We start from the raw sequence: 18,671 nt of genomic DNA, 5'->3' as shown, positions 1-18,671 counted from the left end.
TGACTGCTAGAGAAATAATTAAAACTAGTTATTTTATATAGATATAGAAATGACTTAAGCTTTTTATTAATAACTGTGTATCCACGATTCCTTTCAAAAATGCGGATTTTCTTGCCGTATAACAAACTATAGAAAGTCACCCCCCTACTTACAGCCGTTTTTTCAGCTAATTTCAACTACCTTTAGAAAGCGGGGATTATTTAAGCAAACTCACTCAACGATGAGAATGTTCTCTTGCTCCATTCGGATGAACATGACGCGTTTCAGGGTACCCATCTTTCGCAGGATGGATATGCGCATTGGTATTTACCTTCGTGCTTTCACATGAAATTGAATGCTCATGTTGTTTATCACCACCAACATGTGAATGCGTCCTAGCGCCAAGACAGGCGTTTTCAGGATGAATATGTGGCTTCAAATTTTTGTTAGACTTGGTTACTGCTGAAGAACTAGGCTTTCCTGATTTATCTTCTGAGCCTGAGCAGGCAGTTAAGGTTAAACTTAAAACACAGCTTAAAACGAAATAATGTAAAACGACAAATTTTCGTTTTTGTTGTTGAGTAAAGTGATTTTTAAATAAACGCATGACATTCATCAGTTCAGTAAAGTAATAACCCGAGTATATGACAAGTTAATCAAATCTTCACTACACCATAAAAAAAGCCTCAACCGATGACAGTTGAGGCTTTAATAAATCTACCCTAATAAATACTATCAGAAAGCTTTATTTTCCATAGTTATGCGTGTGTGGAATTCTACCCGATCTATGGGTATGTGTAACTGAATTGGTCATGCTATTCGCTGGATGTGTATGGGTATAACCTACACCCTTACCTTTACCCATCATACCCGTTCCATTGCCCATCCCTCTTCCCTGACAGCTATAACGATGAGCGTGCTTGCCTTTGCCATTTGGGTGCGCATGCGAAACTGAGCGTGTGCATTTGTTTGCTGGGTGCTTATGCTGATTCGCGCCCATGCGCTTTTGATTACCTTGACAGCTATAGCGATGCGCATGAGCACGTTTACCATTTGGGTGTGCATGAGAAATTGAACGTGTGCATTTATTCACAGGATGCTTATGTTGATTCGCACTCATTTTAGCATTGCCCTGACAGCTATAACGATGCGCGTGCTCACGTTTGCCATTTGGATGTGCATGCGAGATTGTGCGTGTACATTTGTTCGCAGGATGCGTGTGCATATTTGCACTCTTTCTCATATTGCCTTTACAGTTATAACTGTGAGAATGGGTACTTCCACCATTTGGGTGTGAATGAGAAACCGAACGCGTACACTTTTGTGCAGGATGGGTATGTGCTATTGAAGGCTTTTTAGTAATTACTCTACTTTTAGGGCTACAATCGTAACGGTGCTTATGCACACTGCCACCATTGGGATGAGTATGAGTTATTGAGTTAGTACATTTATTCGCAGGGTGAGTATGTGCAACTCCTGTAGGAACTACTGATGCTACTTCATCTTTTTGTGATTGTTGACCAGAGAGAGTACCTGAGGTTTGGGAACATGCGCTGAGCATTAATCCCGAGGCCAAGATAGTACATGCCGTGGATAATAATTTTACGTTCATATCTTCTTCCTTGAATTTTTAATTTGTATGTAACTTGTTTTATATTGATAATATTTTCTTATTATATATGCATTGCTTTTTTATACGCACTTATCCTTAGAACAATAAACCATATAACCTTACAAATAAAGTCATAATATGATTCACTTTTTACTCACGCTTTTACTTAATTTATGAAGCGTTTGTTAGCCTTTTTTACACTACTACTTTGGCACCTCAAAAGTCATTGAAGCCCATAAACTCTCCCATACTGCATTATATCTGTCGCTTGTATCCGAGTCTGGTTCAATCATTTTTACCGCATTCACTAAATACACACTGTTCTTTTTAACCGATAAGCTAAGGATACCTTTCTCATCAGTAACATGTTCTGTGTGAACGACCTTTGCTTTTGCCACAGTCAGACTTTTACTACTATCAGGCTTTATTTTAGTAAAAACATTCACTTTAACGTCCGCATAGGGTTTACCTTGCGATAGTAATTGCAATTTAATCTTATCTTTAACGTCCTGATTAGCCGCATAGGGATTCGTTAAAGCAACCCATTCAAGATCCAGTCCTAACGCCTTATCTTTACCTAGTCCATTGCCTACTTTTATCAGAGATTTCGGAAAACGGCGGTATACTTCAGTAAACCCTATTTCAGGCAAACCTCTATCTTTATGGGCTTTTGATACCCACTCCAGACCTTCTGCTTTGAGAAATTTATTGAAAATCTTTCTATCTTTATAGGTTAATTTTGATCTTGTGGTCTTTGCAGATAAGACCAACAACCCTTCTTCTTCGATTACCCCTTGTACAGCAGGAAGTGATCCTAAACGCGGAGACAAAGGATGCGTTATGTCATTGATTGTGTAGTTTAATTTCTCATAGCTCGAATCTAGATAGGCATATTTATTGCCTTTAAAATTCTGCCCAACCTTCTCATGAGCTGAAAATTTATCGCCTTTTGTAATTTCAAAAAGCACCGGCTCTAACCACATTTCATGTGCAAAAACATTCTGAGAGAACCCTACTATTAATAACGATATCAAATATTTATTGATTATATTTTTGATATTAAAATCACTCTTTCTTTTAATGAAAAACACAGTATGATTCGACCTTTTAGTTTTGAATGAATATCTAAGATAGGCATTATGCATTTACTCCATCGCCCACAGCAAGAATCCATATTGAATAACATCATTAAATACTCGCTACTGTTTTTATTGTTCTTTTCTTCGATTGCAAGCGCACATGAAATTCGCCCTGCGATTGTAGATTTTACATTCAATAAGGCGGGCTACTATCAGCTTAATATTCAACAGAATCTTGAGGCACTATTAGCGCAAGTAGGTGATCAGCACGACGATACCGAACAATCTGAAAATGCAACTAAATACGATGAACTAAGGTCACTTCCACCGGAAAAACTCAATCAGGAATTTGAGAATTTTAGCGAAATCTTCTTAAATAAAATGACGCTTAAATTTGATGGTAAAGAAGAGCCTGTGCGCATTCTGGATGTAGAAATACCCGAAGTAGGCGATCTCGATCTAGCCCGAGATTCGATCATCAATATAGCTGGATTAATCCCTGAAGGGACAAAAAATCTGAGTTGGCAATGGGATAAGAGTTTTGGCAATGCCGTTTTCAGAGTCAGCTCAGAAGAAAATCCAGAGCTTTATTCTGCTTATCTTACCGAAGGCAAAGTTAGTGAACCCGTTGTTATAGGAATAGATACTGGTATAGATTGCTCCAATCCAGAAAACCAGACAAAAGCGGGTTGTGCCTCACAAACTGGTTGGTGGCAAACACTCATCAATTATATCGCTGTTGGATTCGATCATATCGTTCCAAAGGGTTTAGATCATATTCTTTTTGTTGTTGGTTTATTCCTGTTAAGTACTCGATTAAAACCACTCTTAATCCAAGTAACAAGTTTCACACTGGCTCACAGTGTCACGCTTGCATTAGGTATTTTTGGTGTAATCTCGATCTCTCCTGCCATCGTAGAACCACTGATAGCCGCATCCATTGTGTATGTCTGTGTCGAAAATATATTTCATGAAAAACTCAGTCGCCTACGCCCTGTTCTGGTATTCCTATTTGGCTTACTGCATGGCTTAGGTTTTGCCAGTGTACTGACCGAATTTGGATTAACTCAAGGTAATTTCGTCAGCGGTCTAATTGGTTTTAATATAGGTGTAGAACTGGGACAACTTAGCGTGATTGCCGCTTGTTTCCTTCTGTTCGGCTACTGGTTCGGTAAAAAGAGCTGGTACCACGCCAGAATTACTACCCCGGCATCTATTGTGATTGCACTTATTGCCGCTTACTGGTTTATTGAGCGCGTTGGGTGGATTTAACCTGAACTGAATAAACAGTAAGGTCCCCCCCCTACTTTGAATGATATTACGTTTTTATTTTTAAAAAAACGTAAATAGAATTTATGCAGAGCTAGAGCACTTTTTTAGATTGGTATTCTAACTAAACCAGTTTAATACTGTCTTTTTCAATAAGAATCAAACGTCGTTTATACAACGCTCCCAGCGCTTTTTTGTAGGCTTTTTTACTGACTTTAAACTGTGCATAAATATCATCAGGTGAGCTTTTGTCGGTAAGCGATGAAGCGCCACCTTGATCTTTTATGTGAGTGAGTATTTGATTAGCCAAATCTGTTCGTGTTTTTTCTGAGGGTAAATTCAAACTCAAGTCGAGTTTATTATCAGTGCGTACAGTCTTTATATAACCTTTGAACTTATCGCCAATTTTTAATGGTTGAGGTAGCTCACTCTTGTATAATAAACCAACGTAAGTTGTACCTACGACGGCTTTATAACCTAACTCTGTTTCTGCATAAATCATAAGATCTACAGCTTGTTCTGCCTGATGAGAATGTGATTCTTCGAGCAGAAACTTATCTAGCTTTGAGGACGCCATAATACGTCCGCTATGCTCATCGAGGTACACTCGTACTACATAGGACTTGCCCTTCTCCATTTTTACATCTTGCTCGGCGTAAGGGACAAACAGATCCTTCATCAAGCCGATATCCAGGAACGCGCCTACTTTGTTCACATCAACTACTTTCAGGAATGCGCACTCATCCACTTGGGCTAAGGGTATTTCTGTCGTTGCTATGATTCGATCTTCTGAATCGTAGTAGATGAAAACTTTAACCAAGTCATCAACTTTGCAGTCTTCTGGCTCATATCTTTTTGGTAACAAGATTTCATCAGTTTGCGAACTAGCAGAGAGATAAGCACCAAATGGTAAGCGTTTTACCACGCGTAATACATTGGTTCTGCCAATTCTAACGCGTTTAAACAGATGCAGATTATCATCTTCTAGAAGCGATTCTTCATCAGAGTTGTTTTTATCTAAGTTTTTCTTATCTATAACTTTTTCATCATAATCCTGATTATCTACAGAACTATTTGCAGAAATATCAGCGTTAGATTTTCCGCCTTTGATACCACCGTAATGACTTTTACTCATCTGAACCACCTTTCTTTGGTAAAACACGAGTATAGAGTGAGCTACCATCTACTTTTTCTGGTGCTGCTGGTTTATCAGAAGATGGTTTGGCAGAAGCAACTTTACTCGAATCTACTTTATCTGAAGTTTGCTCTTTATTCGGCTTATTATTAGGCTTAGCTTCTTTAGCTACCGGCTTTTCAGAATTAGCAGGTTTAGCTTTAGTTTCGTAAGGCTCATAAGGCTTCTTCGCTTCCTTCACTTCGGATTTAGCGTCCTTCACTTCGGAACTTTTAACTTTTCCGTAAAGCGAAGGCTTTTCATTCTGGGGTGCTTCTGGCTTGCTAGCATCTGAATTTTTATTAAGTGTTTTTAGTTTAGCTTTTTTAGATAGCTTATTTTTCTTATGCTTAGGTTTTTTCTTTTTCTTGATGCTCACAGGTATTTGAGGAGCTGTTGCATCCGCTTCAAATCCTTTGATTTGTTCACGTTCCAGTATCATTCCAGTGCGTTTTTCGATGACACTGAAATGCTGATACTCTTCATGAGAAATCAAAGAAATCGCCATTCCATCTTCACCCGCACGACCGGTTCTACCAATTCGATGCGTATAGTCATTGGGTGATCGTGGTAATTCATAGTTGATCACGCAAGGTAATTGCTCAATGTCGATACCACGTCCAGCCACATCAGTAGCGACTAATACTCTTACTGTACCAGCCTTGAAGTCACGCAAAGCACCTGCGCGCGCATATTGATGTTGATTACCGTGCATCGCACTTGCTTCCACGCCGAGTTTTTCCAACTTCATTACCAGGTTGTCACAACTACGTTTGGCGCTACAAAATACCAAAACCTGTTTCCAGTCATTGGTTTTTAACAAATGCGCTAATAATTCAGGCTTTCGTGAATGATTAACGGTGATAACTCTTTGCTCGGTTTTCACATCATCATATAAATCATCGACATTGATGATCTCAGGTTCGTTCATTATCTTACGAACCAGCTTACGAATACTTGGCGGGAAGGTTGCCGTAAACATCAGGTTTTGTCTGCCTGCTGGAAGCTTAGCAATGATTTCATCAATCTCTTCGGCAAAATCACCTTTCATCAAACGATCCACTTCATCGATGACGAGTGTTTTCGTCTGATGTAATAAAATCGCATTATTTCTTTCTAAATCTAATAAACGACCTGGTGTTGAAACTAATACATCAGCTCCTCCGCGCAAGGCGATCATTTGTGGGTTAATTTTAATCCCACCAAACACACTCAAGCACTTCACTTTCGGTTCGATATTTACAGCAAAACGCTCAAACTCTTCACGGATTTGAATCGCTAACTCGCGCGTTGGCACGAGTATTAAAACTCCTACCACATTGGATTTATCCAGCGGTTTTTTCTTAGCTAACTTGGCTGCTTTTTGTCTTAGAATTTTTTCTAATAACGGTAAAACAAAAGCTGCTGTTTTACCTGAACCCGTCTCAGCGCGCGCCAATACATCTCTGTCATTCAGGATTGCTGGAATTGAGTCTTGCTGCACATCAGTTGGCTCTTTATAACCAGCCTCTTCAATCGCAGAGTAAATTGATGGAGATAGGGTAAATGACTTAAAGTCGGCTTTAGCGGGTGTCTTTTTCATGGATGCTCGTGAGTATCAGGGGAGATTTAGGAGAAGGTAGAATTGTAACTTCTGCCTAAAACAAAATAAGATCGCTATTCTAACGTAAAACCAAGATAACTATCACTAAAACCTCGTTAAACATCTATAAATACTAATATTGTTTAATACACAGTAAATTAGGTCACCCCCCTACTTTTAGGCCATATTTATCAAATACTTAGAATTAGTTCTTTATCACAGAAACAATCAAATAACTGAAAATATCCCTAATTTCTACTAAGCTTTCTACAATAATTTAACAATAAGTAGACTCTAAAAAGGCAAGACTATGAACTCTGAAGCATTTGTAGAAAGTACCGGAAAACCTTATACACAGACGATAACCACAGGTAATCACACCCTGATTGCAGACGAGCCCACTAATCTTGGTGGGGCTGACAAAGGACCTGCGCCTTTCGATTATTTATTATCTGCACTGGGCAGTTGTACTTCTATCACGTTAAGCATGTATGCCGAACGCAAGAATATTCAACTGGATGTAATCACCGTTCGCTTGACCTATATCCCGCCCAATGAAATAGATGGCAGTAGCTCACGCATTATCCGTAAAATTCATTTGGAAGGTGACTTTACCGATGAGCAAGAACACCGCATGCTGGAAATTGCGGACCGTTGCCCGATTCATAAAACATTGCGATCGAATGTCGATATCATGAGTAGTTTTGAGTGATTCATGATCTAATACGATTATACATATATTAGAGAATTTTCAATGAAAGCAGGCTATTTAGCGATAGAATCTCCACCAATAGGTACGGACGATCCGGGTTTGATAAAGATATTAAGTTGGGATGAGTTACCTCATGAGGCTACTCAAAACCAGGACGAAGCAAATCATGCAAACTACCCGAAAAATGTCCATTATGTGGCACAATTCAACGATATTCTGGCGGCTGGCATGCACTTCCATAACGGCTTGCGTCGCCAACTGGTAGATATCAATGAAAAGACTTATCGAGCTGAATTAACTCACGCCATAGCGGTGATAGAGGCTGAAAGTGATTTACGCCATGAGCGTATCTGGATGGATCCGGCAATTGATCAGAATGATTTAGAAGCGATCAATCAGGACGCTGACAAGATTCGCTCAAAGAAAGAGAAAATCAATCTACTGATTAAAATTCTGGGAATCTTTGCGGTTGCTTTGTTAATTTTTAACGCAGTAACATCAGTCATATAAAATAACTCCATTTGTAGTCCTAAAAAATAATCAAAAAACGCCACAAATTTGTGGCGTTTTTTGATTAATTATCTAGTTCTAGCATTATGCTTTTTGCGATATATATTTTTTGATGCGCGATTCTGATGTTTATGAATTCTTATACGCTCACGCTTGGTAAAAGTACCATCTGCTTTTAAACGACGCTTTTGATGGTTAATTCGTTTTTGCTGATGACCTAGTCTAAACGCTTCACCTCTTGTTAACTCACCCGAACGTATGCCCTGACCAATCCGTCTTGCCTGATTGAATTGTCGATGGTTTATTCCGGGGTTTCTAATGCCTGGGCTATTTGCACCCTGCACTTGTCGATCATGCTTTTGCACATAAATGCTTTTAGATGACTTGAGTAAATCTCGGTGAATTACGGCTCGTTCACGACGTGTAAATTGATCATCCGATTTAAAACGTTGCTCTTTATGGTAAATTTTTCCTTGTTGTTTACCCAGACGCCATGCTTCTTTACCGGTAAGTTCGCCAGAATCTACACCTTGTAAAATGCGGTCTTTCTGGTTCTGTTGTTTTGTATCTATACCTGGGCTATTGGTATTTGCGACTGCCACTTGAGTAAAAAATGCGGAAGTAAGTAATAAGCTAAATGCGCTTAGTGCTACAATTTTGTTTTTGTTAAATAATTTCATAATAGTATCCTCGTTGTTAATTGGAAGCGTGGTTAATAGAAAGCTTGTTTAACACTTTAAATAATTTATATAGAGTGGAATTATCCGCCTATGCCCATTACAACGAGTTAACTTGAATTTGGTTGACAATTTTGTTTAAAAAATTTTTTTATCTTTGTTTGTCAACCAAATCTAAGATCGTGCGTTATCTAGATAAACAGGAATAATTTTTGAATACTGATAACGACAATACCTTTGAGAATCTCGAGCAATTCTTAATCCATAGTGAAAAGCGAGCTTTCATTATGGCGCGAGTTGCAACCAGAGATGAGGACGTTGCCTTTGATATCGTTCAAGATGCGATGATCAAATTGGTGAGTAAGTATTCAAATAAAAACAGCCATGAATGGCCACCTTTGTTTTACCGAATCGTGCAAAGTAGAATTAATGACTGGCACCGTCGGCAAAAAGTAAGAAACCGTTGGCGCAGTTGGTTAGGAAACGACAAATTGTCCACTCAAGGTGAAGGTTTTAGAGATTCACCATTAGAAAACAAAAGCAATGAAAATGACCAATTACCCGAAGACAATATAAGTAGTTTTGAGTTTAGCGAAAAAGTTGAAGTGGCAGTCAGTGCATTACCACTCAGACAGCAACAGGCATTTATGCTTCGAGCCTGGGAAGAAATGAGCACAAAAGAAACTGCTAATGCCATGAAATGTTCTGAAGGTAGCGTTAAAACACACTATTCAAGAGCGCTTTCTAGCTTAAGAGCGAGTTTAGAGGAATTTTCTTTATGACAAACGAAGATAATCAATCAGATATTAGTCAACATGCAAAGCAGGCATTTGACCAACAAGTCGAATCACTCAATAGTGATACTGCGCAGCGCTTGCGTGAAGCACGCAATATAGCCTTATCTCAAACAGAAAAAAGTGTTTGGCTTTCTAAAAAATGGCTGACTGGTGCAGGTGCAGGATTGGCAATCGCCAGCGTCCTGGCTTTTATGATTGTACCTCAGTTAACTGCTAGCAAGCTCTCACCGCTTGAAGATCTTGATATGCTTAGTGCTGATGTAGATATGGATTTATACACGCAACTCGATTTTTATCAATGGTTGGATGAGTCACTGGATGAAAGCTAAACCTGCCATTTTACTCTTCATGGTAATGACAATGTTATCAGCCAAGGCGAATGCAAACAGCAATGAAGGTCAGGATCAAAGTCATGAACAGGTGAGTTCTGACTTCCTTGAGTTTCTCGCAGATATGACAGAAGTCACTGGAGATGGCTTTGAAAACTGGCTTGAGTCAGAAGCCGAATATAACGATGGTAGTGATTTTGATAAACACAGTACGGAAGACCCATTACAATGATTAACCATACACAACTAATAAGAACGTTGATACTCAGTGTATTTCTAGTGTTGAGTTCACAAGTGAGCGCGCTAGATTGGCAGTCTCTAACGCGAGAACAACAGCAAACACTTAAACCATTTGTGAACCAGTGGAACAGCTTTAGTGAGCAACGCCAACAAAAACTGAGCAAAGCGGCATTACGCTGGAAGACACTTACACCAGCACAAAAGAAACGTCTAAAGAAACGCTTTAAAAACTGGAAGAAGCTAAATAATGAAGAAAGAAAGCTAGCTCGAGAGCGTTATAAACAATTTCGTAAGCTTACTCCCAGACAGAAAAAAAGAATCATCAGACAAAGGCTGTGGTTTAATAATCTACCCAATAAGCAAAGACGTGCGTTAAGAAATAAATTCCGTTCTATGAGCCCATCAGAACGTCAATCACTGCGCCAAGAATTGCGTCAGATGGATCAGCAACAACGACGACAATTTCTTAGGGAATTCGCCAATTAACTAAAGAATTATTAATCTAGGAAGCAACTAATGCTTGCTAATAGTTACTGTATAAGAATGGTCATCATCGCTTAAAAGCAGCTCACCATCCTCAATATTGCATTGCAAAACCATATTGCGTTTAACCAAGTTTTCAACGCCTTCTGCTTCGATATGCATTACGCTTAAATTTTTATATCGAGCAAGCTTTGCATTGATCTGATTCCACCAGATATCAGATTTTTGACTGTTATAGGTATACACAATCACCTGATCAGCTCTGCCACAGGCTTTACGAATTCGCTTTTCGTCCAGCTGACCAAAATCAATCCAGAGCTCAATATCACCCGTCAGAGACTTCTGCCAAATCTCGGGTTCATCATCGACACACAAGCCTTTGGTGAACGTCAATTCTTCATTCGCGTTTAACGCATAGGCAATAATTCGCACCATAAAGCGAAAATCAGTCTCTGACGGGTGTTGCGCGGCAGTAAGCTCGTGACTTTGATAATAATGCCGATCCATATCTGCAATATTGAGTAATACTTTATTGATGGTGGCGCTGATTGCCATACAGGTGTCCTGAGCGATTGCGAATAATGAGAAATCGAGATTAAAACACACCCCCCTACTTTCAGGCACTTTTTTCTGGATTCTAGTTATTGGAATTCTAGTTATCGGTTGTTCTAGTTATCTGGATTCAAGATTTTTCGACATTAATGAGCTAATACGCTGAAACTCTGAGAGTTCTTCTTCAGAGAGGTTTTTCGTCATCATCTGCATTGTATTAGCATCTATTTTGGCAATTTCGTCGACTAACGCAGTCCCCGTTTCTGTGACGCATAAATATTGACTGCGCTTATCGTTAGGGTTGGGTTCTTTACTTATCAGATCCTTTTCGATCAGTGTATTCACCAAGCGCGTTACCTGTGCTTTATCGCGCCTTAGAAAACTGGCGATATCTATCGCAGTACACGGTTTCTTGCGATCGATAATTTTCATCACCCGAATATGCATCGGCGTGAGATTTACATTGAGTTGTTCTGCTTGTTCAAATAGTTGCCGTTTTAAGGCATGAACCAGGTGAAAAAGACTTTCTGATGATTTTCGATCAGACATTTATTCACTTCCTAAAAGAATTATAGTTGACATTATCAATTACATTACTATATGGTTGCTATTATCAACTATATTTACACTTATTACAAGATTGAGCGTTTTGTTAAACACAACATTCACTCAATCTAGTAAAAATACAGGATACATAATGAACATTATCGAAAGAGTTAAAAATGCCAAAACCCGTCGTGTACCCAGAACACTACAGGTAAAGTCAGCCAATAATCTGACACCCAATATGCGCCGGGTAACATTGCAGGGCGATGCGCTGGCTAGTTTCCCCAAAGATTCGGAAGGTGCTTATATCAAGCTTCTTTTTAATCAGGCAGGTAAAGAAAAACCAGTCATGAGAACCTACACAGTTGCAGAACAACGATCTGATCAGAATGAAATCGATGTGGATTTTATGCTACACAATAGCCTCGACAACAATACTAATCATGGTATTGCTGCGCCCTGGTCGTTAGACACTGCGGCTGGCGATGAAATTTCAATCGCAGGCCCGGGGCCAGCTAAATTCATCAATACGGATGCAGAGTATTTTTTACTTGCGGGCGATATGACGGCACTTCCTGCACTAACAGCGAATCTAAAACGTTTACCGGAAAACGCCAAAGGTCAGTTATTTATTGAAGTTTTATCGGAATCGGACATACATAACCTGATTAAACCCGAAGGTATTGAGCTACAGTGGGTAATCAATGACAACCCCGGCTCAGATGCCTCACCGCTGTTTCATGCCATAGAGAAAGACCTGAGGCAAGCGCAAGGTTTATCCACATGGGTTGCCTGCGAATTTAAGACGATGAAAAAAATCAGACAATACCTGAGAGAAGAATGCGCTATTGAAAGATCACATCTATATGTTTCCAGTTACTGGAAACAAGGCAATACCGAAGAGGAGCACAAAAAGGCAAAACAAACTGATGCCGATCAAGCAAACGCTTAGTTTTAAAACCTCAGGTGTTTGTGGCGAGTATTATTTATCGCAGTCATTATTTGTAGCAATCATTATTTACTACAGTCATAACAAAGGTTAGTAACACATTTTAATAGCATTAAGCTTACAAATTAACCTATAGCAATAGGAAGAAAATATGAAAATCGCAGTAACCGCAGCAAGCGGACATTTAGGAAAAGAAATTGTTAAGGCATTACTCGCTGTAGTCCCCAAAGATGATGTCATCGGTTTGGCTCGCACACCTGATAAAGCGAAGGACTTGGGTATTGAAGTGCGACCTGGCGACTACAATGACCTTGACGCCTTGGAAACATCGCTAGAATCGGTAGATACTTTATTATTAGTCTCTGGCATGGATGATCCGGATAAACGTATCCAGCAGCATCGAAATGTGATTAATGCCGCCAAGAAAAGTGGCGTGAAGAAGATTGTCTATACCAGCGTTCAAGGCGCTGAAGAAGGCACGGCTTTTTCTCCAGTGATTCAAAGTAATCGACAGACCGAGCAGGATATTATCGACAGCGGTCTGGATTGGGTCATCGGACGCAATGGCATATACATAGAGCCTGATATTGAATATATCGAAGCGTATAAAAAAGCGGGAGTGATTGCCAACTGTGCGGCTGATGGCAAATGTGGTTACACCTCACGCCCAGAACTCGCATACGCCTATGCAAAAATGCTCACCGAAGATAAGCACAATGCGCAGATCTATAACTTACATGGTGAAGCTATTAGCCAAAGCCAACTTGCAGAATACCTGAACGCAGCATTTGGCACGGATTTGCGTTATGAAGCGATGTCTGTCGAAGCATTCCGTGAAGATCGGGTGGCTGAATTAGGCGAATTTTTAGGTACTGTTATCGCTGGGATTTATCAAGGGATTCGCGAAGGTAAGTCGGATAATCCGAGTCAATACAGTAAAGCGGCAGGCAGAGAACACCAGAGTTGGACGGCTTATTTCGCCACGCTTAAATCCAAGGCGTTTTAATACAAGGCATGAAACTATTTTTAGGGCGATTAGGAGTCTGACTAAAATAGCATAGTCACCCCCCTACTTTGAGGCTGTTTTTTCTATTGATGATAAAACAGCCTTCCAGGAAAACACGAAAGTTATTATTGAGTTACAGTCATTCTTTAACTTAAATAAACGACTTATTGCACCTGCCATTCAACGTCTACAAGTAAGTCATCATTCTCAAAGATCTTACCCACAAATACATCACCCTTGTTTACCACACCCACGCCTTTAGGCGTACCAGTCATGATAATGTCGTTATCAGCAATCGTCATGAATTTGGACACTTCTTCCAGTATTTCACTGGGCTTATAAAGCATAAGCGGGGTACCGCCATATTGAATTAACTCACCATTGATAAACAATTCAAGACGCAACGCGTGTATGTCGCCATCGAACGGTTTGAAATCACTGAGCACCGCTGAATTATCAAAGGCTTTGGCTCGCTCCCACGGTAATCCTTTACCTTTCAGATTTGACTGGACTTCTCTTTTGGTTAAATCCAGGCCGAAACCTACCGCAGACAGTTGCTTATCATGCACTAAAAAACTGATCTCAGCTTCGTAATGAATTGCATCTATCTCGTGAGTAACGATTTCATGTGAAATTGCTGAGTTCGGTTTAAGAAAAATCACCGGCTCATCGGGCATTGCATTATCCAACTCCTGAATATGCTCCACATAATTTCTGCCAATACAGATTATCTTAGACGGAATTATGTCTTTACCATCGCAACTAATTGTTTTCATTTATTTAATCCCTGCATTTACTGGTGCTACGCTATGTTAACGTCTGATTATCCGATGATTTGTAACGCACTTTCAAGTCTCCCGGACGATCATGAGTATAGACAAAAAATTAATTTAAGCGTTAAAAAAGCTCTGAAGAATTAACATCCATTCAGAGCTCTTTTGTACTAGCTAGTTTTAGGTACAAGCACTTGGCATCAGTAAAAATGCCAGTGTCAATGCGTCTAGAAAACAGTTCCCGTTTTGAAATAAAACTTATCTTTATTTCTGCTAGAACGGCCTAACACGTTAAACATCGTACCATCAGGGTCTTTGGCGTATCCATGACAGCTGAACTCCATCCGTTTTTGCGGCGTAACACCCACGGTTGCAGCAGCTCTGACATTACAACTCTTCATGTCTTGTCGCATGGTGAAGGCATTAATTGCGGATAATCCAAGGGCTCTATCTTTTTGTACTAATTTAGATAATTTCCAGTAACCATTACCCGTAATGGCAGAAATTCCCTTCTCATCACCAGTTGTATGAACCGCATAAATATCGCCTGTTCCACATTCGGTGATCAGTGACAGGTTTTCTGAATAGGCTAAACCTTTAGGCCATTTAGAAGGTTTCTGGGTGGATGATTGATTGATGAGTTTTAATGAAGAAGGACGACCGTTAGACGTTTCTAGAATATAAAACTGATTATAACGTGGTCTATTATCTTGTCCGCCAGGGCCAGTAGTTACAACTAGATGACGATCATCAGCCAGTTTTACAATACCCAGACCACCGCCAAAATTCGCCTTTTCAATCGGCAAACTAAATTCAAGGTCTTGATTCTGGCTATTGATATCCATGAAATGAAGGCGTTTGCCTAAACCATACACCAGGTATTTACCGATAATATGCACACCACTCGGATGTCTGCCCTTGGTACGGTGCAACGTCGACAAATACTTTGTGCCATTACCCGATTGTTTCACAACAAAGATGCCGCCGCGTTTTTTATGACTATGGCTTCCGGCATAAGGGTAAAGCGATGAGTTAGTGCGCACAAAGCCTTGAACATGCGTATCAGGAATACCTAAAGCATGCGCAGGATCACCATTAAAGATATCCAATGGTCTTAGGTTTTGCGGCGGATATTTTTGTGGCCAGGTAAATGACCACGGCTTGGTTTGCCATCTGATTTGATTCGCTGCTGCGCGCTTGAATTGCTGTTGTACGTTCGCCGCACACATATTGCAGTTAGGTTGCCCAATTCTACAGTTGGTGTCACCTTTGGATAAATTTCTTTTTCTATCACGTCGATCACCACGGTCTCTTTTGTTATCAAAATAACCGTTATTGGTAGTCGTTCTTTGCACTTTGGTATTACGCGCCGAATCACTTGGGCCAAAAACTAAACCATCATTATATGATCGGCTATTCCCTTTGTAATTGTCTTGTGCATTTCCATATATGACCGTATTGCTATGTCTAGTGGTATTGCTATTTACCCGAGTTCCTAAAGAACCTGCGCCATGTCGATGCGCAAAGCCCTGAGCAGGTAAAGGATGAGTATGCTGTCTGCCATCGTGAAAGTGCGATGAGCTAGAACCAGAGCTAATAACTGTTGTTGTCTGATTACCACTGGATGAAAAATCATAATAATCTGGTTTAGGCGGTTTAGCCGTTGGTCGAGATGGCTGAGGATTTCCGTAAACAATCGTGCCAGTGCGTCTCACAACATTAGATGTCGCCTGTCCAGGAGCTCCCCCATGTCTATGTGCAAGTCCTTCTGCAGGTAACACATGACTATGCTGTCTACCATCATGCGTGTGCGTAATTGAAATCGGACTGGCAAAACTCATTGATGTCGTTAGCAATGCCAATATTGACAATATTCCTATGTTTAAGAAAAACACTCTCATTGTTACACCCCTGTATTAGAAATTGGTAGATAGCCTGAAAGTAGCCTGAGTTAAAAGGCCAATGAATCAAAGATTGATTCTTTGTGACTATGTTATTTATTTTACATTTATGGAATCTATGAAACTTATCATAACTAAATCAAGTTACAAAATAACGCACTATGAGGGCTTATTGAAATTTAGTACTATTTGCCTGATTAAAAATCAGATTAGCGAAAATCACACAGCAACCTGCTACATGATTATTCTTGTTTCACTCTCTATGCCTGTTTCACTCTCTACTCTTGTTTCACATTCCACTCTTGTTAAACTATCTGTCTGATAATAAGCGTAAATAGTTCACAGTTTCATTTGTAAGTTTATTTTAAACTCTGTTCTAAGCCAGCTTTTAAAAAGTTGCACAAAACTGGCAACACTTTCACTACTTCAATAACCACTACGACCACAAAGTTACGAGGAACACTTATGAATGATAATGCGAATAACCCCTACACGCCGCCAGAGTCTGACGTTAATAACAATTTAGTCGCGCGCAGTTCAATACCTAAAGTCATCGGAATCATTTCAATTATATTAGGCGCATTAGGTTTAATTTTTGGTTTGTTTGGATTGGCGTCGATGATGTTTGCTTCAGGCGCATTAGACGCGCTTTCTCAAGGCGGAGGAATGATGGGTATGAGTAAAACCTACCTGATTGGTTCTACAGCTTTGTCTATTTTAACCTCTATATGGGCTATCTGGATTGGATTTAAACTTCTCAAGTATCTTGATATTGGTCGCCAACACTTTAATTACTATACAATTTTCACTATCGTAGTGAGTATTTTCACTTTCTTCTATACCAAAAGCATGATGGAAGAAATGTTTGCAGATATGAGTCCAGAAATGGCAAATGCAGCAGGCGGAATGTCTTCAATCACATCTCTCGGTGCTTTTATCGCCCCTATTATTCTTATCATTGTGGCGTTATTACTTAACCAGCAAAATGTTAAAGATTGCTTAAGTAAATAAATCGATAAAAAAGAAAACACACCCCCGTACTTTAAGTGACTTTTCATTTCGTAGTTTGAAATGACTAAAGGAACTTATGCAGAGCTTGTCACTTTTTAGAAATAGTGCCCAAAAGTACGGGGGTGTGTTATTGCTCAACTAAAATTAGTTCTAATCAAGGTTCACCTGAAGCTGAAGCAATACTCTCTGTCGCAGCATACAAATCATACCAATGCGACTCTAATTTAGAACCCGTTTCCTCAACGTTTATTGCCTGATACAGGTCCTCATTTCTAAAAACCAATCCATCTTTTTTTAATTTAGATAAAGCATCTTTCACTTCAAAATTAATCGATACATTAAAGTGTTTTTGTAAGAAGTCTTCAGCGAGTGATTTAATCAGCGATGCTTCCAAAGCTGATTGTCTGGCATTCAAAAGAATATAATAGGCAAGTACCGATTCTTTGACGTCTTCATCCAGGGCTTGATCTAGAAGTGTCGCGATGACCCCCACATTAATATCCAGACTATGCGTATAAAGACTGCGTGAAAGTACCATTTTATAATGGTTTTGCTGGTTTAACACGCTACTGACTTGCCGACCCAGTACACCGCCAAAACCAACCACCGCAATCAAAATGGTCAACGGTTTCACGGCTAAAGCCAATTTGGATAGGAAAGCCATTATCCCACCCACAGTTCCGGCACCACCTGCTGCAGTTAGTTTGATTTTATCCAGCAAAGTAAAGCGTAAGGTTGAGTTAGGAAATAACATCTCAAGATCTGAGCATGGAATGTCTCGAAACTGACGCATAAAAATATAATCATCGGAGCTTTTATCCTGCATCAAACGCTTATGTCTGCGCAGATAAAGCCATTGGTTAAAACGATTTTTACCCTTATCGATTAATAGCTGTTTTAATTCCGTTTCACCACGAAAACGAAACACCATATTCAAACGACTATAGATCGGAATATCGACATCAATTTCTTTAAGAAACAACGTTCTCCAATGCCTTTGTTTGACTCTCACCAGAGATTTACCACGGGTATAAATCAATACCTGCTGATAATCATCAAGCTCCACACCAATTGACAATCCACGTGACATTTGATTATTAAGTGCCTCATTTATATCAACTTCATCAAGCTCTTCATAATTTGCTTTTTGTAATAATGCAGAGACTTCGCTAAATAGCTTTTTCTGTAAACAGCGCTTTTCATTATCATTCCACAATCGATTTGATACCACATCTCTATCTGGATTAAACGGCCGATACGCTGTTTTTAGTGAGATATAATGGCGATGGTAACGGGCATGATAAATTGTCTGTAAGACTTCTGTGAAGGTATGCAAATTACGAACAGTCTGTTTGTCTAAACGTTCGCTTTCTCGCGCATTGCATATAATTTCTTTGATCAACTCTCTTCGAGATACAGGGATAAATGTTTTGTCCGCAGAATCCGTATTGTTTAATAAATTATCATTGAGTAAATTATTGCTGAGCATA

General features: G+C 39.6%; 21 protein-coding genes. 10 read left to right on the top strand and 11 right to left on the bottom strand.

Annotated elements, in window-relative coordinates; all coding sequences use genetic code 11:
• Positions 1 to 214 precede the first annotated feature (214 nt).
• From Q1A31_RS09695 to Q1A31_RS09685, 3 genes are all read right to left on the bottom strand, one after another.
• Complete coding sequence (locus tag Q1A31_RS09695) at positions 215 to 586, bottom strand: hypothetical protein (RefSeq protein WP_299875805.1); 372 nt, start codon at positions 584 to 586, stop codon at positions 215 to 217.
• A 138-nt stretch (positions 587 to 724) separates the two neighbouring features.
• Complete coding sequence (locus tag Q1A31_RS09690) at positions 725 to 1,591, bottom strand: hypothetical protein (RefSeq protein WP_299875803.1); 867 nt, start codon at positions 1,589 to 1,591, stop codon at positions 725 to 727.
• 203 nt (positions 1,592 to 1,794) lie between these two features.
• Positions 1,795 to 2,736, bottom strand: a complete 942-nt coding sequence (locus Q1A31_RS09685) for a DUF4198 domain-containing protein (protein WP_299875801.1) — start codon at positions 2,734 to 2,736, stop codon at positions 1,795 to 1,797.
• Between Q1A31_RS09685 and Q1A31_RS09680 the strand changes: the two genes are divergently transcribed.
• Positions 2,731 to 3,942 carry a HupE/UreJ family protein gene (locus Q1A31_RS09680; RefSeq protein ID WP_299875799.1) on the top strand — a complete coding sequence of 404 codons (1,212 nt, stop codon included), beginning with the start codon at positions 2,731 to 2,733 and terminating at the stop codon, positions 3,940 to 3,942. The genes Q1A31_RS09685 and Q1A31_RS09680 overlap by 6 nt on opposite strands.
• 121 nt (positions 3,943 to 4,063) lie before the next feature.
• On the opposite strand, the gene Q1A31_RS09675 is transcribed toward Q1A31_RS09680, so the two are convergent.
• The gene (locus Q1A31_RS09675) at positions 4,064 to 5,074 is read right to left on the bottom strand and encodes a S1 RNA-binding domain-containing protein (RefSeq protein WP_299875797.1); all 1,011 of its coding nucleotides are present in this window, start codon (positions 5,072 to 5,074) and stop codon (positions 4,064 to 4,066) included.
• Entirely contained in the window at positions 5,067 to 6,695 is a 1,629-nt protein-coding gene (locus Q1A31_RS09670; protein ID WP_299875795.1) for a DEAD/DEAH box helicase, read from the bottom strand. The genes Q1A31_RS09675 and Q1A31_RS09670 overlap by 8 nt, the downstream gene beginning before the upstream one ends.
• Positions 6,696 to 7,005: 310 nt before the next feature.
• Here Q1A31_RS09670 and Q1A31_RS09665 point away from each other — a divergent pair, with 310 nt between their 5' ends.
• Positions 7,006 to 7,407, top strand: coding sequence for an OsmC family protein (locus tag Q1A31_RS09665; RefSeq protein ID WP_299875793.1), 402 nt, complete (start codon positions 7,006 to 7,008; stop codon positions 7,405 to 7,407).
• 42 nt (positions 7,408 to 7,449) lie between these two features.
• A complete protein-coding gene (locus tag Q1A31_RS09660) occupies positions 7,450 to 7,917 on the top strand; it encodes a hypothetical protein (RefSeq protein WP_299875791.1) in 468 nt (155 codons plus the stop codon).
• 68 nt (positions 7,918 to 7,985) lie between these two features.
• Here Q1A31_RS09660 and Q1A31_RS09655 read toward each other — a convergent pair whose 3' ends face one another.
• Positions 7,986 to 8,597, bottom strand: coding sequence for a hypothetical protein (locus Q1A31_RS09655; RefSeq protein WP_299875789.1), 612 nt, complete (start codon positions 8,595 to 8,597; stop codon positions 7,986 to 7,988).
• A 209-nt stretch (positions 8,598 to 8,806) separates the two neighbouring features.
• On the opposite strand from Q1A31_RS09655, the gene Q1A31_RS09650 reads away from it, so the two are divergent.
• Genes Q1A31_RS09650 through Q1A31_RS09635 form a run of 4 tightly spaced genes read left to right on the top strand, consistent with a single transcriptional unit; the run spans position 8,807 to position 10,446 of the window.
• Positions 8,807 to 9,376, top strand: coding sequence for an RNA polymerase sigma factor (locus Q1A31_RS09650; RefSeq protein ID WP_299875787.1), 570 nt, complete (start codon positions 8,807 to 8,809; stop codon positions 9,374 to 9,376).
• Positions 9,373 to 9,720, top strand: a complete 348-nt coding sequence (locus tag Q1A31_RS09645) for a hypothetical protein (RefSeq protein WP_299875785.1) — start codon at positions 9,373 to 9,375, stop codon at positions 9,718 to 9,720. Before Q1A31_RS09650 ends, Q1A31_RS09645 begins: the two co-directional genes overlap by 4 nt.
• Positions 9,710 to 9,952, top strand: coding sequence for a hypothetical protein (locus tag Q1A31_RS09640; protein WP_299875783.1), 243 nt, complete (start codon positions 9,710 to 9,712; stop codon positions 9,950 to 9,952). The genes Q1A31_RS09645 and Q1A31_RS09640 overlap by 11 nt, the downstream gene beginning before the upstream one ends.
• Positions 9,949 to 10,446 (top strand): DUF3106 domain-containing protein, encoded by a 498-nt coding sequence (locus Q1A31_RS09635; protein WP_299875781.1) that lies wholly within the window; start codon positions 9,949 to 9,951, stop codon positions 10,444 to 10,446. The genes Q1A31_RS09640 and Q1A31_RS09635 overlap by 4 nt, the downstream gene beginning before the upstream one ends.
• A gap of 27 nt (positions 10,447 to 10,473) precedes the next feature.
• On the opposite strand, the gene Q1A31_RS09630 is transcribed toward Q1A31_RS09635, so the two are convergent.
• Both Q1A31_RS09630 and Q1A31_RS09625 read right to left on the bottom strand, forming a co-directional pair.
• Positions 10,474 to 10,998, bottom strand: coding sequence for a YaeQ family protein (locus Q1A31_RS09630; RefSeq protein ID WP_299875779.1), 525 nt, complete (start codon positions 10,996 to 10,998; stop codon positions 10,474 to 10,476).
• 117 nt (positions 10,999 to 11,115) lie between these two features.
• The gene (locus Q1A31_RS09625) at positions 11,116 to 11,544 is read right to left on the bottom strand and encodes a MarR family winged helix-turn-helix transcriptional regulator (protein ID WP_299875777.1); all 429 of its coding nucleotides are present in this window, start codon (positions 11,542 to 11,544) and stop codon (positions 11,116 to 11,118) included.
• 148 nt (positions 11,545 to 11,692) lie between these two features.
• On the opposite strand from Q1A31_RS09625, the gene Q1A31_RS09620 reads away from it, so the two are divergent.
• Both Q1A31_RS09620 and Q1A31_RS09615 read left to right on the top strand, forming a co-directional pair.
• A complete protein-coding gene (locus tag Q1A31_RS09620; RefSeq protein WP_299875775.1) occupies positions 11,693 to 12,493 on the top strand; it encodes a siderophore-interacting protein in 801 nt (266 codons plus the stop codon).
• 148 nt (positions 12,494 to 12,641) lie between these two features.
• A complete protein-coding gene (locus Q1A31_RS09615) occupies positions 12,642 to 13,496 on the top strand; it encodes an SDR family oxidoreductase (protein WP_299875773.1) in 855 nt (284 codons plus the stop codon).
• Positions 13,497 to 13,660: 164 nt separating this feature from the next.
• On the opposite strand, the gene Q1A31_RS09610 is transcribed toward Q1A31_RS09615, so the two are convergent.
• Both Q1A31_RS09610 and Q1A31_RS09605 read right to left on the bottom strand, forming a co-directional pair.
• Positions 13,661 to 14,272: a fumarylacetoacetate hydrolase family protein gene (locus tag Q1A31_RS09610; RefSeq protein ID WP_299875771.1), complete on the bottom strand. Its 612-nt coding sequence runs from the start codon at positions 14,270 to 14,272 to the stop codon at positions 13,661 to 13,663.
• A 224-nt stretch (positions 14,273 to 14,496) separates the two neighbouring features.
• Positions 14,497 to 16,170 (bottom strand): hypothetical protein, encoded by a 1,674-nt coding sequence (locus Q1A31_RS09605; RefSeq protein ID WP_299875769.1) that lies wholly within the window; start codon positions 16,168 to 16,170, stop codon positions 14,497 to 14,499.
• A 465-nt stretch (positions 16,171 to 16,635) separates the two neighbouring features.
• Here Q1A31_RS09605 and Q1A31_RS09600 point away from each other — a divergent pair, with 465 nt between their 5' ends.
• Positions 16,636 to 17,181, top strand: a complete 546-nt coding sequence (locus Q1A31_RS09600) for a hypothetical protein (RefSeq protein ID WP_299875767.1) — start codon at positions 16,636 to 16,638, stop codon at positions 17,179 to 17,181.
• Positions 17,182 to 17,335: 154 nt separating this feature from the next.
• Here the strand turns inward: Q1A31_RS09600 and Q1A31_RS09595 are convergent, their stop codons facing one another.
• The gene (locus tag Q1A31_RS09595; RefSeq protein ID WP_299875765.1) at positions 17,336 to 18,670 is read right to left on the bottom strand and encodes a DUF3754 domain-containing protein; all 1,335 of its coding nucleotides are present in this window, start codon (positions 18,668 to 18,670) and stop codon (positions 17,336 to 17,338) included.
• Between the last annotated feature and the right edge of the window lies 1 nt (position 18,671).

The sequence above is a fragment of the uncultured Cocleimonas sp. genome (genome assembly GCF_947495625.1).
Classification (GTDB): Bacteria; Pseudomonadota; Gammaproteobacteria; order Thiotrichales; family Thiotrichaceae; genus Cocleimonas.
Note: the sequence above shows the minus strand (reverse complement) of the source record. Positions and strands in the feature narration are given on the sequence as shown.